The organism is Halocatena marina (assembly GCF_023276375.1).
Classification (GTDB): Archaea; Halobacteriota; Halobacteria; order Halobacteriales; family Haloarculaceae; genus Halocatena; species Halocatena marina.
The window spans coordinates 1,466,480-1,480,834 of the sequence record NZ_JALLPK010000001.1 but is presented as its reverse complement, the minus strand read 5'-3'; the positions used below and the strand labels follow the sequence as shown (position 1 = coordinate 1,480,834).

Genomic DNA, 14,355 nt, shown 5'->3' with positions numbered 1-14,355 from the left:
GGTGTGTCTTTTCTGAGCGTGACGTCTCGAAATCCTGCTCTGTGAGTTGCCTGTGTCGTACGTACCTATGTTCTCTCTCACGTGGAAGATTCCGAAACGATACAGAGTCGGAGATATCCTTCATTGTCGTAGTACTGCACAAGAGTTGAGTATAAATATTAGCTCGTTACGTCGTGCTGATGCAAGGAGCAATCGCACTCTCTGTCCTGATCTGCAGCTGCACAGTCATCGTCGTAGTGCTCGACATCCTGTCGTGACTCGGATCACGAGAGATATCCGAGATCAGCGAGTTTTTCTGCTAATTCATCATTATCTGGTGTGGCTTCGTGTTCGATCGCTTCAGAGAATCGATTCGGGAACGAGGATTGTGCATCTGACATCGAGATCCGAGGAGCACCATACGTGATCTCGTTTCGGCCGTACGTGGACAGCAGCCCGAGGATGGCACCAAGTGACGTGTTGGGACGCCAGACTGGACTCTGAGTGCCCCGAAGTAATTTCTCTGCGACGTATCCAGACCGCTGGAGGCGTGATCGACGCTGGAGTACCTGTCCGCCGTACTGATCCCAGAGTCCCGTTGCAGCGTATGCGTTCAACGTGATCGTCCGTCCAGCGATGTCGACGTTCTTGTGCGCCCAGACATCACATCTGGCAGTCCTGTCTGCAGATGGGCCAACGGTCCAGACTTGTTGCCCGTCCATGTCGTGCGGGATTTGACGGCCCTGCGCAGCGAGTACGGTGGGAGCGATGTCGACGCTAGAGAGGAGACCGTCGTAGTCCTGTCCCGCTGGAAGCCCAGCACCGATGAAGGTGATTGGAATGTACACCAATTCGGGACACATCGGATCAACGTGGCCGAACTGTCCGCCGTGATGCGTCTCACCGAGACACTGCCCGTGATCGGAGGTGTAGACTACCAGCGTCTCATCGAGCAGCCCCTCTTCCCGAAGGTATTCGAGTACAGAGAGGAACCGTTCCGCCGAGTTCTCACAGTCTTTGGCGTACAGTTTTCGGAGGGTCTCTGGTTCTGGATAGGCGCTGAAGAACGATTCTGTCGAGTCCCACACCGTATTATCGTACCCATAGGGAGCGTGCGGGCCAACATCGTGAATGAAATGAACGAATGGAGGATCAAGCTCCCGAATCGTCTGTTCTTCAGTCTGGTGGTTCCATCGCAACGGTGGTTTCTTTGCAGATTCATCGATAAGCCAGACCGTCTCTGCATTGAATCCGATGTCATACTCTTCTGAGCTGAAGATGGCTGGTTCGGATGCGAGACGATCTTCTTGAAAGCGCCAGACCTTGTGCGTTGCCGGATACTGACCGCTCGTGATTGAGGGAAGTGCGTTCGCCGTGAAGGTGCTAGCAGCGACCGCCTTTGCGGTTACACCTTTCTCTCTTATCTTCTCCGGGAGCGAATCGTATCGGAGCGCATCAGAAATGAAGATAACAACGTTGTTGACAGCATCAGTTGACGAAAGAGCTGACAGTGGAGGTTGTGCTCCCTCCGAGAGCGTCGATTGCATACACTAAGATCTATCCCCCACTACTCAACTATTGACGCATTCAACGGACGATAGCAGCTCTCTGGAGATTGTACGAACTGTTGACGTGCTACTGGCCGACCGTTTGAGTGGTGTGGAATTCGTCGATAGCCCGTTCATAAACCTCAATATGGCGCTTGGCAATGTTCTTCCACGACAGACGCTCTGCTTGGTGTGTGCTGTTGGCAGCCATTTCGACCCGTCGTTCGTCATCTTCGAGAAGTTCGATGATCGCGTCTGCAAGCGATTCGGGGTCGTCCGGCGGGACAACGAGCCCAGAACCAGTTTCACCGACCTGTGCCGGAAAGTCACCAATCGAAGTGGCCACGACAGGCTTCCCGAAGGCGTGAGCTGTCGAAAGCGCACCGCTGTGCCCTTTTGTTCCATCGCCGTTTGTTTCTTGGTACGGTAATACGACGAGTGCGGCCCGCGAGAAGAATTCGCCTACGGTCTCGTTCGGGATGAAGTAGTTGTGAACTTCGAAGTGTTCACTCTGCTCCTCGATAATTCGTTTTGTTTTTGCTGAGAGTCGACCGTCACCAGCAATGAGGAGCGTCACTCCGGGGATTTCTTGAGACACAATTTCGATTGCCTCGGCCAGCACGTCGAGACCCTTTCCTGGGAATATGTTCCCGAAAAAGACGAGCGTGTGCGGTTCTTCTGGATGCTGCTGATAGTCGTGCTTAGTGAAGAATTCGTAAACGCCGTGTGGAATGACGTCAATACCACTAAGGCGTCGGAGTCGGCGAGTGAATGCTGTCTGCTGCTGATCGCTGTGAACGATGATTTGGTCGAGACGAGCGTCTGGAATTGCGACGTTGAGGAGTTCCTCAGCTGCTCCGAGGGGATTCGATAGTGAGGTCACCGGTGGTGGAACTTCGTGATACGTCACAACGAACGGATAATTATCATCTAAATTGTGGACTTTCGTGAAAAACTTGACTTGTGGAAAGAAGTCAGTCGGATCGTGAATAACGTCTGGATCGAACTCCTGGATGCGTTTCAGGTTGCGGTAAGAAAACAGTCCTCGCACGTTGTTTGCAATATCGAAATTGAGCGTATACATATCTGGGATAGAGATGTTCATGGTCCCAAATGCATCGACCGTCTCAATGTCGTCTGAGAAAATATCATCGGCAGTCGTTTCTGCCGGTTTGAACACGGTGACGTCAGCATGGTGAGAAACAGCATTCGCGAGTTCCGCAGCGTAGTGCGGGAGTCCTCCCTTGTTCTGGGAGAGAACGTACGCAATCTTCATAGCCAGAACAACCAATTCGACTGACTTATACACCATCGATAGTTGAGTGCTTCTGTGAGTCTGAGAGAAAATTCAGAACTGCAATCGACTCAAAGAAGTCGAATGGCACTCTCGTCGTACGATTACGCTCCTCGTTAAATAGAACTAACCACTGATTGAGGTCTCCACTACGAGCGCATACCTATGTATACAGCTATAATAGGAGAGTCCATGTCCAGTAGTAATCGACTATGAGCATACAGGAATTATGTCTACAACGACAAAATAAAATGAATGTTAGAAAATTTGGGAATGGGATTGTATCATGACTCAGTATGGTAGTTTAATGAGAAAAATGAAGCACGCTTTTCTAACTTTTCCTGGAATGAAGCCAAAGGCGCTAAAACGAAATATACTAGTAGCGCTGTTCTATCTGCTGGCTTTGGGGATTTTGTGTTCGCTGTTGTATTATCTATTTTGAGAGTAGAGTAAAGTACATTATGCATTGGCTGGCGAAGCTCTTTTGCATGTTGTCTCCATCGGACACAGCATGGTTGCTACTAACGAACTGTATCTCGATGCTTTGTAAATTGTTTCTGGAAAAGTGTCCAGAACACACGAACTTGATTGAGATAGCGGTTATTACTTCAAGGAGTGGAACAGATCCAGATGGACCGACTTGTGTGTGACTCGTTGATACAATGCAGAGAGAACGAACAGAACAAAAAACAACATTGCCCAGAGAGTCACAGAAAGCTCGGCGAACACCGGGAGCTCAACGCTTGAGAGCGTCGTTACCACCAACGCCACAACTCCAATCGTTAGATAATAGGTAGCCCACGTCACATCATCGGCTGATACGACTTCCATATAGAGAGTGACCTGCCGGAAGCCATCGGCTTGCGTAACTACCTTCCGGTCGGTCTGATACTCAACAATTCCTAAATCATCGAGCTTCGGCAAATGGGTTTGGTGTAAGGAGTTATAGACGCTTTCTCTGATATTCCGTGGGGGCGGCGTCTCGCCAGTTTCCAGTGCCGCCACCTGTTCGGACAACTCCCGCAATGATATCGGTTTTTGCGACTGCTGGAGCTGTTCGAGTACCCACGTCCGTCGTTTGTTTCGCAATACGTCGTGAATTTCGTATTTCGTGAGTCGAGCCGTTCGTCGTGCCTCCGCTATCGATGTTCGCTTGGTGACTTTCATCAACGTCCCCCACGTGAGATTACTGCTCTAGGTTTCATCGCCCCTGTTTCAACCATCGTCAGATCAGCTAGTGGACTTGCGATCGCCGTGTTAGATTCGAGCCCCGCTTTGTCTGTAGCTGCCCGTTCCGCGTACGTTTTTACGTGTGATTCCTCTGGAAAAACAACAGTGTAATAACTCTCTATCGACATGTGTGCCTTCTATAACAGATGTGATAGTGCGTGAATTGTCGCTTAATACCCATAACTTGAGTCTTTGATTGTATATCTACATAATAAGTTTTCTGTCCACAATTAAAAAATATGTCACATTATCTGATGACTATGTCGTAGTCAGATGGGGACTCTCTCTCCAGTTCGTCATTACAGCGTTATTATCGTAATGGATAATGCTACACCATATAATCATGGAACCACTCTCGGCGTGGCGATTTCTTTTGGAGAATGGAGTGGATCGTTTGATCAGATAATATCACGATCGCGGAAGTACAACAGACCAGTAATCGGCGCGAGAGCAGTCCATACGCAGAGGACAAGCGCCGCGAACGCATGAGACGTCACGAGTGTGTTTGCCGTATTCGTAGACGTCACGATGAGCGGGTGACCGTACTCGAACTCCGCGAACAATGTCGTGAGCTTGATGTAGGCGTTGATTGGATTGATTCGCCCAAACCAAAAGAACCACTCTGGATAGGAACCACGGTGTGGCGTGTGTTCGATGCCGAGCCATCGGAGTGCAGTCCATCCAACACGGAACGTAACGAAGGCTGCAATAGCGATCGCAACCGCACGATTTGAGCTGTCAGCATACGCCGACGCGGAGAGTCCGATGCCGACAAACAACAGCGCGTACAAGATAGAAACGATTGTAAGACCAAGGGTTCCGAGGAATGAGCCGTTCTGGAATGTTAGCTCGACGATCAAGCCAGTGAGTACAAGTCCGGTGACGAGTGGGACAATCACGACTGTCGCGCGACTGAGAAACTTCCCAATGTAGGCATCCGACCGGGAATTGGGGAGACCAAGAAGAAAGCGGACGCTACCCGTCTCGCGTTCTCCGACGAGTGCGGCATAGCTCCCGATGAGTCCGACAAGCGGAATGAGAAACGATAGCGCGCTCCCAACGCTAAGGACGGCAAATCGCATTGACGGGCGATCGAGAGTATAAGGGGCTGGATCTGCAACGGCGAATGTTAGGCCAACAGCAAGCACTGTAAACACAATGACAGCACCCGCAATTGATCGAGGACTTCCGATAAACACGAGGGTGAGAAGGACAGCAACGGTGAGAAGCCCGCCAACGGCTGCAACCGCAAGAGCATCACTCGCAAGAGAGAACAGCCCAACTGCGATGACTGTGCTCAATGCGAGAATAGCCGCAACTGCTGTTCCAGTCCGTGAACGATAGACGCTCCGAAGATCTCGTCGGAACACATCACAACGGCTCACTGTCGGTCCTCCGTGTAGCGCGAGAACACGTCACCAAGCCCTGTTTCTCGGACTGTGAAGTCATGGAAGGTCCCAGTGTTAGCCGCCACGTTCAATACGCGGAGCTTTGCCTCTCCGGTGTTGTCGCACGCAACCGTGACGGTGTCGTTGTGAACTGCCACATCATGCACACAGCCGAGCGTCCGGAGTCCATCAAGTAGTCCGTCAGTTACGCCCATCACATCGAGTTCGATGGTGGTGCCCCGTTCGAGATTCGTTCTGAGATCTGCAACGCTGCCAGTCGCTGTGAGCTTCCCGTCTAAAAGTATCGCTATACGATCGGCAACCGCTTCAACTTGTTCGAGGATGTGACTGGAGAAAAAGACGGTCGCACCGCGTTCAGCTTCAGCAATGACGAGATCGCGGAGTCGTCGAGCACCGTTGGGATCGAGACCAGTCGATGGTTCATCAAGGACAAGCAGCTCTGGTGAACCGACGAGTGCAACAGCGATGGCCATTCGCTGGCACATCCCTTTCGAGTAGCTGCCAGCGCGGCGGTCAGCAACGTCGGTCATTCCGATCCGTGCGAGCAACTCGTCGGGATCGTCGTCTGCATTCTTCGTTTCAATCGCGTGTTCAACGTGTTCACGGCCAGTAAGCCGTGGGTATACACCGTACCCTTCGAGGAGAAGACCGGCCCGACGGCGAATATCGGTGGATCTCCGGTGAGCGTCGTGACCGAAGACGTGCACCGATCCACTGGTTGGCGTCGTAAAATCGAGCATCATATTGATCGTTGTTGATTTTCCAGCGCCGTTGGGACCGAGAAATCCGAATATCTCACCAGAGCCAACAGACAGTGATAGATTACTTACGGCAGTTACGTCTCCGTATCGTTTGGTCAGGTTGTTTATTTTGATTGCTGACATGGAAGGCGTTGTCCAATTCGGACTGGCAACGAGCATAAATCTTCGGCCACCGTGTCATTTCGGTATCGACCCGTCGATCACTCCCAGTACGTTCGAAGAATTCAATCACCAAACGATCCGTTGGACTGCTATATGGGTTATATCATCAAATTGATATTCACTAGTCAGTCCCCATTTTGGAGGCGTCTTTCTCATGGCCCGTGCCAGAAAGAGCGTCTCAGCATTATGTGTGGGGATGATATCATTCACTCCCATTTCTGTTCCCGTTCTCGGCGTCCAAGCCAATGGACTGATTCCCTTCGAGAAGTGAGATGAACGTCTGCACTGTGCTGATTACCTGCAACAGCGCCAAACTCCTCTTTACCACCAGTGTGCCGTTCAGAAACTTGTATGTACAAGTTTCCCAGCCACAGATTTACTACCTCACAAGCTCTGCTGATGATATCACAACTGATTAGTGGTGATTCTCTAATGATGTATTAGATGTCATCCTGGTCTTTGGTTCCGGTCGGCCGTCGTGGTATCATTCGTCTGTGTCTCGGTTTAGTGGTCCTAACTCTCTGTCTCTCATCTGTGTCGATGGCCATGAACTACTCTCCACCATCAGTACAGCCAACAGTGGTCGAACGTGAACCCGCAGATTCCACTATTATTTCGATCCAGGGATACAATATTGGTGGATCGTCGAACCCAAACAAACCAGCGAGACAACTATCAATAGCACCCAACGGATCACTCCAATGGTCCGCTGACGGAAACCGACTCGACGTATCGTGGTTCTACGACGTGGATCCACTTCCCGACGGTGACTTACTCATTGTTGGCACACATCCCGGTCAGACGCGCGTTCTTCGGGTCGATCAGGAAACGCGCCGTGTCAAGTGGTCCGAGACACTCCCGCTGCATGACACCCATGATGTGACCCTCACTGAAGACGGTAATTTGCTCGTAGCGAACATGCGCAATACTGAGAATAGCACGAGCAACGACCGCCTCTTCGTTTACAATCGAACGACTGATGAAATTGAATGGGAATGGCTCTTTCGAGATCACTACCCGAATACAACCGATAACGGCAATTCTGCATCCGATTGGTCTCATGTCAATGATGTTGATATCGTTTCTCCTGGGCTGTATATGATCTCACCGCGCAACTTTGATCAAGTCATAGTTGTGAACAGATCGACAAATGATGTCGTTATGCAGTTAGGTTCTGATGACAATCATTCGGTGCTTAATGAGCAACATAATCCGGCGTATCTGCAAGGACCGAACGGAACCCCAACGATACTCGTTGCTGACAGTGAGAATGACCGTGTTGTCGAATATGCCTGTGATCGAGGAGATCCAGACCACCCACTTGATGGTGATATGAAACCAAACTGTGATTGGAATCTGACGTGGGAGGTTGGCGTCGATCAGCTCTCGTGGCCACGTGATGCTGACCGGCTCCCAAACGGTAACACACTCGTTGTAGATACACTCAAACATCGAGTTCTCGAAATCACACCGAAAGGAAACGTAGTATGGGAGTACAGCGCTCCGTGGCTTCCATACGATGCAGAACGACCAGTCCACGGGCATGAACCATCCAGTCCGACGATGCAAGAACTCAACAGTTCGGGCAGTTATGCACTCACGAATGGGAGTGATGTGGAATCGAAGATAGCCGATCCACAGCTCACTGACAGGCTCGAAGCGACCGTCATGAAGCTCCCTGGTGGAGAGATACCCGCAGCGGCCCTTGATCGATACAGCAAGGTTGCTCCGTGGATTCAGCCCATTTGGTTGGGTCCCGATGCTTTCTTCCTCCTCTCTTGTGGTATTCTCATCAGTCTCGGTTGGGGTGGATATGAACTCGTTCTCGCTCGTCGTCGCATCATTGGAGCCCTCCGTAGCCGACTCGTTGATCAGTCAGATAGTTCCTCACAACAGTAACGCTGCGAGACAAGAATCAACCGATCATCCGACTATCAGTAACATGCTATCGGTGAGATTCAACTCAATGCTTCATCATTGTCGGGTTTAGCGGCCCGGAGTTTCCACCAGAGGATGGCCATCAAAAATGCGCCGATTGCGTTTGCGATAGCATCGAGCTCACTCATTGATCGATCCGGAATCGGCCATTGAGCGAATTCGAGACAGATGCCGAATACGATGGCAAAACAGACTGAGAGAGTGAGCCGACGGTGTCGGTTGCCGCGAACGGGATCGACGAATGCGTAGGCAAGCGTCGCTGTGAGTATCGCGTATGCAGTACCGTGTCCCCACTTATCGGCCTTGATTATCCCGAATGGTCCGTATTCGAAACAGATAACACCGGACTGCGTACAGAAGTCAGCGTGGCCCATCGTCGTCTCAGGACTACTAATGACGGACGAGATGGTGATACTGGTTGCGACAAACAGGACCAACCCATACCGAACTCTGTCAGAAGCGAGAGGTAGATGGATAGACAACGTTATTGAAATGCGTCGTTGGAATTTTAAATATGTTGTGAGAGCCGGAGGATTGCTATCGAAATGTAGAAATCTGGGCGGACTGCTGGGGAGAGATATTGAGAGAACGAACACGCTGATCACACTGACGTTCAGTACGAAACTCCGTGCTACTTACTCATGGAAGGCAATCTATCCACGGCTAAAATATATTTACAGGAAGACATGTGGTAAATATATGAGTCGAAATAGATTGTCTGTCTCCGACATCTTCACTATCAGTGACCGGAATTTTCGTGATTTCATTGGACTGCAGCAGCTCCATGGCCTCATTACAATGTTGATCGGAGCGAGTCACGTGCTGTTAGGAATGAGTCTTATGTCGTCCTCTTCGCCAATTCACAATTTCCTCGCCGATATACGTTCTTGGTGGAGGTGGTTGGCTACTCATAGGAATCGGTGTGAATCTATTTCAGGGGCGAACGGCCTTTGACGGCGGATGGATCGAAAGCAAGCGAATACTGTGGATAGCGACAGCTGTAACCGTCGTATTTTCTGTTGGAATAGCCGTTAGGACGGTTTTGGTCGTTTTTTCCTAAGCTTATACGAGATCTGTGAATCTCCAAATTAGTTGTCCTCCAAAAATATATGCCAAACAACAGTGATTCTTCTCCGCTCAGAAACGATGTACGCGGCCATTCGATTTTATCATGAAAGAGGCAGAATTCAAAATATAGCTAATAGCTATCACTAACACGGTAGAGTATCTGTGCCGATATTTATTCTTCTAGTATCGAAGCTCGAAATACTGACTTTTCGGATTCAAACGCTAAGCTAGTGAGGACCGAATGTACTGGTGCCTTGGATCTCTCGCTGGATGATGATTCTAGTCAGATGTAGCACAGACCATCGGTGAGTAAACTATAGAAAGACCCCCTCGTCGTTCAACCATTCTCCATGGGGAATTGACATATCAATCAGGGCACGATGGATTAGGATAGATTCTTAATATAATATTCAATCAATCTATGTTGTCATATCCAGACCATTCAGAGACAAGGAGCCCATAATGCTCTGTGTCATGAAAGTCTCCGTTTCGAAAGACGTGCTCACGGTAGGTCCCCTCGTGAGAAAAATCAAGACGTCGGAGCAGTGACTGTGATGCTTCGTTATAATCAATTGTCCAAGCAAGGATACGATGCAGTCCAAGCGTTTTGAATGCATAGTCCACGATGAGTCCTGCACTCTCGGTTGCGTAACCGTCACCCCGATAGTCCGGGAGCAGCCAGTAGGCAAGAGTTCCGCTTGCCGGTGGAAGGATATTGAACAAGCTCACTGATCCGACTGGTTCTCCATCGACACAGATGAGAAGCGATAGACGGTCGTTATCGTCGTCTGCAATCGTCTCCTCGATAAATGTCTCGACACTCGCCCGATTCTGTGGATATCGAAACGGGAGTCCACGACGAAGCGCTGGATCATTCCGTGCTCGTTGAAGCAGTTCAATATCCTCATCTTCGATAGTTCGGAGCGCGACGCGGTCACCACAGAGGAAAGTAGCACCGGGCATACGCACCACACACAAACTGCGCTGTTGAAAGCATCGAAAGAATCTTCAAAAGACCTCCTGTGTCGTCTGTTCTTGGTCGTAAAAACAGGCCGTCGACCGATGGTGATAGTATTATCAGAGAGGTGATTTAGTGATTGATCAACGCTGTATTCGAGCAACTACCAGTATTCATAACAGTAATTTCGGATCCGTTAAGGAGACAAGCAGCCAGTCTGCTTATTTCCTCTTGCTGTCGAAGGATGAACGGAACAGAGATCCTCTCGTCACTCAATCCTCGATATACGTCTAGATAATCACGTCACACTTTTAGGCGTCAAGACAGTACGTCCAACGTGAATTGTACAGTGAAAAGCTACTGCTTAGAGTGTGACTGGACCGTTCGGGACGATATAGTGACAGACCGAAACGCGATGATGATCGATCACGCAGATGAGACTGGCCACGATATTGATAGCGTCTTCGTCTCATCATCGTAGCAATATCAGACAACATACATATTGGTCAATAATGAGTAACATTTCCACTGACGAGTGTGTCAATAGTTGTCATTCAATCAACGACGCAGAGGTGTTAGAATGGCGGTCCATTACACACTGCTTGTACGACCACAATGAAGAGGGTGATCTCTCGACCGAGATTACCGCAGCTGTTGCCGACGCCGAGGACACCTCAGTCACGACCATCACTACCTCACCATTGTTCGAAGTCGTTGACATCTTCGCGCTTGAGGAGTTGTTCTTCGGGCATTCGGTCGGAGAATCCACCCGCGACTGTGACGGACAAGTGCAGTTTTGCTATCGCGGATTCCGCGTGACAGTGACGAGTGCTGGTCGGATCACTGTGGCTGAACCTGTTCGAGAGGATACCTCTGCTGAGTAGCATCAATCCCTCTCCAAATGTTGAATTATTGTTGTATCTGTACACTCCTTACTCCGAAATACACATCGTACTAGTCGACTCGAAAATTTTGTAGAGAGATAACCAACGATAGACAACCTCATTTGCATTAGATCAAATGTGATAGTGTTTAGTAGTTGGTTTCCGAAGAACTATCTATGCAAAATCAACACGCTTTGGAAGGGTCGACGACACTCCAGGATTCCTATACCGAAATGAGTGAGATATTGATGCCGAATCACACGAACAATCTCGGACGAGCCCTCGGCGGCGCCATTCTGCACTGGATGGATATCTGTGGGGCGATTGCTGCGCGGCGATATTCCCGTCGGCAAGTGGTCACGGCTGCGATGGACCACGTTGACTTCATTGCTCCAATTGAACTCGGTGACGTTGTTGTTATCACGGGATACGTATTCGATACTGGTCGAACGAGCATGGACGTCAAGGTTGATGTTCACGCTGAACGCCCGTCAAACGGTGAAATAAATGAAACAGCGAGTTCATTTTTCAATTTCGTCGCCTTAGATAGCGATGAAAGTCCAGCGCCTGTTCCAGCGATTCACTGTCCAACAGCAGCAGAGAAAGCGCTTCGCGATACCGCATTGGAAGAACGCTCTGAGCGTCGCCGCGGTCTTGCAATCCAGAGTGAGTAATACCCAAGCTCTGTCATACCGTTCACCCACCCATCAGAGTTGCCCATTATGGATGGATGATTCGATATAGCCAATTCTCCACGGGGTCGTGACCTCATAGCAAACAACACAGATGATCTCAGAATAGTTCTTATCAAATATATGTAGTTGTTTATCGGACTGAGTCAGTTATTAATGCTCGAATCAGAAATAGCGTATTGTGAATGCGCGAAAGCCAACGTTCGAAGTGTTCCAGGACAACGCAGCTGAGTGGCGCTGGCGTCTCGTAGCCTCTAATGGCAAAATAATCGCCGATAGTGGCGAAGGATACCAATCAAAACAAGGGGTCAAGCGCGGGATCGAAAGTGTCAAGAAGAGCGCCCCTCGCGCAGAGGTGGAGATGCTAGAAAATAAGTGACCACGGCTAACCGATCAGAGTGATGTGAGGGAGTGTACGTCAATTATCAGTGGAGTTAGAATGAGTCACGTTGTGGCAGGAACGCCACTAACTGACATGAAGTTTGCGTTGTTCCTGAGATCAACGACATACTATAATCGCTACGCAGTCTGAGTATCCGGTTATACCTATCGTTGGGTCCTTTCATCAGATAATCATTGCATCATTACTTCCATACTTTATTGAATACCGGTCTATTGGAGGTCACTTTATCGATGGTTTATAAACCGATCGTGAGAGTACCGCTCTATCGCTGTTTTCGGTGAATTCAGCTGTTTCAGAGCCCATAATAGCCAAATCATGAATAAACCGCTAAATAAGTAATCGTGACTTCTCACCGGTTGAGGGTATGGAATTCGAAAGGAAGAGCATTATCTTGTGAGTTATAAACGGGGCCGTCGTGGATCACGTTAGAATGGGAGCAATCAACGAACGATCGGCTGATTGGAAGGTCAGTTCAGGTACGTTAGCTGTGCGTTCGAGAATCAGACACAAACCACATCATCCATATCATACCAATGTTTGAGCGTCTTCGTCACCCGATTGCCGCCGTTGCAGCAGCGATACTCTTGACATTTCCGTTTCTCGTGCTTTTCATAACGCACGGTCTCCACCTAGAGCCAGCCAAAAATATCGCTCCTGCCGTTGCAGTATTCGTCGGTGGACTTGCTATCCTCGGTGCGTCGTTTTTGCTCGCTTGGGGTGCTGAAACCGCAGAAAAGGACGTTCCGACGGCGTTCGCCATCGCGGTGCTTGCGGTACTAGCCGTCGCTCCCGAGTACGCTGTTGATGCTTACTATGCGTGGCAGGCGGGAATTGCGTCCGGTTCAAGCAATGCAGCAAGTCTCGCAATTGCGAACATGACCGGAGCGAACCGCATTCTCATTGGCATCGGGTGGGCCGGTATTGCCCTCTTCACGATCTATCGAGCAAAAACGACGAACGACGCTGCAGTCGATCATCGTTCTGGATTCCTTACAGACGTCGTGACCATTGATCGTGATATTGCGACCGAAATTGCATTCTTACTTGCGGCGACAGTGTTTGCTCTGTTCGTCCCATTAGGGGGCACGATTGGTATTTTTGACACCGTTGTTCTGGTGGGACTTTTCGTACTCTACATCGCCATTATCATCCGAGGTGACGTCGAGGAGGTAGAAGAAGCAATTGGTGTCCCTGCGTACTTTCAGGAGTATCAAAAGCTAGGTCGTATCGCAGTCGTCCTCTTTTTGTTCATCTACTCTGGCGTTACGATCTATATTGCAGTACATCCGTTCGCTACTGGACTCGAAGAACTTGGAATCGGCTTAGGTATCCCCGAGTTCTTCATGATTCAGTGGCTCGCACCCCTTGCCTCAGAGAGTCCCGAACTCGTTGTTGTGGCGTATCTCGTGAACAAGGCACGCTCGACGGCAGGGTTCAACGCACTCATCTCATCGAAGCTCAACCAGTGGACCCTCCTAATTGGCACGCTTGCGGTCGTCTACTCAATCGCAGCCGGCCACGTCGATGGACTTCCAATCGACTCGAAACAGACGGCCGAAATCTGGATCACAGCCGGACAGAGCTTCTTTGCACTCGCTCTACTCGCTAACTTTGAAATCAGTGCCCGGGAGGCGATCTCCCTATTCGGACTGTTCATCTCGCAAGTCATCGCGGAGTTCTACGTGATTCAAACCTACACTGGCTCAGCTCAGACGGAGCTCAGCATTTTCATTCTGTATGCGTATGCGGCCGTCTATATGGTTCTCGGTGGAATCCTATTCGTTAAACGACGCGAGAGCTTCGTCGAACTGCTCGGACGCACTGTCTCGACTGCACGCGAGGCGATGGATGTTGGCCAACCCGAACACGCCGACTAACGTCAACAGTCCTGACGGCTGATGTGAAATTGTCGGCTGTATCCACTCACGGAATTCTGGATGGCGATCAACACCGTGGTCTCGGATAGTTGGCGTCCGTTATCGAGGAGGAGCTATTCCAGAAATACCATCTACATGCATGTCGATCAATCG

At 49.9% G+C, this 14,355-nt stretch carries 13 protein-coding genes; 5 read left to right on the top strand and 8 right to left on the bottom strand.

The genetic code is table 11. From position 1 onward, the window contains the following. Positions 1 to 263: 263 nt before the first annotated feature. The 6 genes from MW898_RS06795 to MW898_RS25550 form a co-directional block, all read right to left on the bottom strand. Entirely contained in the window at positions 264 to 1,526 is a 1,263-nt protein-coding gene (locus tag MW898_RS06795) for a sulfatase-like hydrolase/transferase (RefSeq protein ID WP_248905674.1), read from the bottom strand. An 88-nt stretch (positions 1,527 to 1,614) separates the two neighbouring features. Next, on the bottom strand, positions 1,615 to 2,802 hold the full coding sequence (locus tag MW898_RS06790; protein WP_248905673.1) for a glycosyltransferase family 4 protein: 1,188 nt from the start codon (positions 2,800 to 2,802) through the stop codon (positions 1,615 to 1,617). 621 nt (positions 2,803 to 3,423) lie between these two features. Continuing rightward, on the bottom strand, positions 3,424 to 3,987 hold the full coding sequence (locus MW898_RS06785; protein WP_248905672.1) for a DUF7344 domain-containing protein: 564 nt from the start codon (positions 3,985 to 3,987) through the stop codon (positions 3,424 to 3,426). 461 nt (positions 3,988 to 4,448) lie between these two features. Next, on the bottom strand, positions 4,449 to 5,435 hold the full coding sequence (locus tag MW898_RS06780; RefSeq protein WP_248905671.1) for an ABC transporter permease subunit: 987 nt from the start codon (positions 5,433 to 5,435) through the stop codon (positions 4,449 to 4,451). Beyond that, on the bottom strand, positions 5,432 to 6,343 hold the full coding sequence (locus tag MW898_RS06775; protein ID WP_248905670.1) for an ABC transporter ATP-binding protein: 912 nt from the start codon (positions 6,341 to 6,343) through the stop codon (positions 5,432 to 5,434). The genes MW898_RS06780 and MW898_RS06775 overlap by 4 nt, the downstream gene beginning before the upstream one ends. 241 nt (positions 6,344 to 6,584) lie before the next feature. Further along, positions 6,585 to 6,710, bottom strand: coding sequence for a hypothetical protein (locus MW898_RS25550; protein ID WP_264383125.1), 126 nt, complete (start codon positions 6,708 to 6,710; stop codon positions 6,585 to 6,587). 218 nt (positions 6,711 to 6,928) lie between these two features. Here MW898_RS25550 and MW898_RS06770 point away from each other — a divergent pair, with 218 nt between their 5' ends. Beyond that, positions 6,929 to 8,281, top strand: a complete 1,353-nt coding sequence (locus MW898_RS06770; protein ID WP_248905669.1) for an aryl-sulfate sulfotransferase — start codon at positions 6,929 to 6,931, stop codon at positions 8,279 to 8,281. Positions 8,282 to 8,340: 59 nt separating this feature from the next. Here the strand turns inward: MW898_RS06770 and MW898_RS06765 are convergent, their stop codons facing one another. Together MW898_RS06765 and MW898_RS06760 are read right to left on the bottom strand one after the other, a co-directional pair. Further along, entirely contained in the window at positions 8,341 to 8,802 is a 462-nt protein-coding gene (locus MW898_RS06765; RefSeq protein WP_248905667.1) for a VanZ family protein, read from the bottom strand. Between the two features lie 1,000 nt (positions 8,803 to 9,802). After that, the gene (locus MW898_RS06760) at positions 9,803 to 10,351 is read right to left on the bottom strand and encodes a GNAT family N-acetyltransferase (RefSeq protein ID WP_248905665.1); all 549 of its coding nucleotides are present in this window, start codon (positions 10,349 to 10,351) and stop codon (positions 9,803 to 9,805) included. A 507-nt stretch (positions 10,352 to 10,858) separates the two neighbouring features. On the opposite strand from MW898_RS06760, the gene MW898_RS06755 reads away from it, so the two are divergent. The 4 genes from MW898_RS06755 (at position 10,859) to MW898_RS06740 (ending at position 14,202) form a co-directional block, all read left to right on the top strand. Further along, the gene (locus MW898_RS06755) at positions 10,859 to 11,230 is read left to right on the top strand and encodes a HalOD1 output domain-containing protein (RefSeq protein ID WP_248905662.1); all 372 of its coding nucleotides are present in this window, start codon (positions 10,859 to 10,861) and stop codon (positions 11,228 to 11,230) included. Between the two features lie 176 nt (positions 11,231 to 11,406). Further along, positions 11,407 to 11,904 (top strand): acyl-CoA thioesterase, encoded by a 498-nt coding sequence (locus MW898_RS06750; RefSeq protein ID WP_248905660.1) that lies wholly within the window; start codon positions 11,407 to 11,409, stop codon positions 11,902 to 11,904. 199 nt (positions 11,905 to 12,103) lie between these two features. Next, positions 12,104 to 12,301 (top strand): HVO_2922 family protein, encoded by a 198-nt coding sequence (locus MW898_RS06745; protein ID WP_248905658.1) that lies wholly within the window; start codon positions 12,104 to 12,106, stop codon positions 12,299 to 12,301. Between the two features lie 557 nt (positions 12,302 to 12,858). Further along, positions 12,859 to 14,202 (top strand): calcium:cation antiporter family protein, encoded by a 1,344-nt coding sequence (locus MW898_RS06740; RefSeq protein WP_248905656.1) that lies wholly within the window; start codon positions 12,859 to 12,861, stop codon positions 14,200 to 14,202. The last annotated feature ends 153 nt before the right edge of the window (positions 14,203 to 14,355 follow it).

Coding starts and splice junctions, on each gene's coding strand:
- MW898_RS06795 (WP_248905674.1), bottom strand. CDS start 1,526: ATGCAATCGACGCTCTCGGAGGGAGCACAACCTCCACTGTCAGCTCTT.
- MW898_RS06790 (WP_248905673.1), bottom strand. CDS start 2,802: ATGAAGATTGCGTACGTTCTCTCCCAGAACAAGGGAGGACTCCCGCAC.
- MW898_RS06785 (WP_248905672.1), bottom strand. CDS start 3,987: ATGAAAGTCACCAAGCGAACATCGATAGCGGAGGCACGACGAACGGCT.
- MW898_RS06775 (WP_248905670.1), bottom strand. CDS start 6,343: ATGTCAGCAATCAAAATAAACAACCTGACCAAACGATACGGAGACGTA.
- MW898_RS06770 (WP_248905669.1), top strand. CDS start 6,929: ATGAACTACTCTCCACCATCAGTACAGCCAACAGTGGTCGAACGTGAA.
- MW898_RS06760 (WP_248905665.1), bottom strand. CDS start 10,351: ATGCCCGGTGCTACTTTCCTCTGTGGTGACCGCGTCGCGCTCCGAACT.
- MW898_RS06755 (WP_248905662.1), top strand. CDS start 10,859: ATGAGTAACATTTCCACTGACGAGTGTGTCAATAGTTGTCATTCAATC.
- MW898_RS06750 (WP_248905660.1), top strand. CDS start 11,407: ATGCAAAATCAACACGCTTTGGAAGGGTCGACGACACTCCAGGATTCC.
- MW898_RS06740 (WP_248905656.1), top strand. CDS start 12,859: ATGTTTGAGCGTCTTCGTCACCCGATTGCCGCCGTTGCAGCAGCGATA.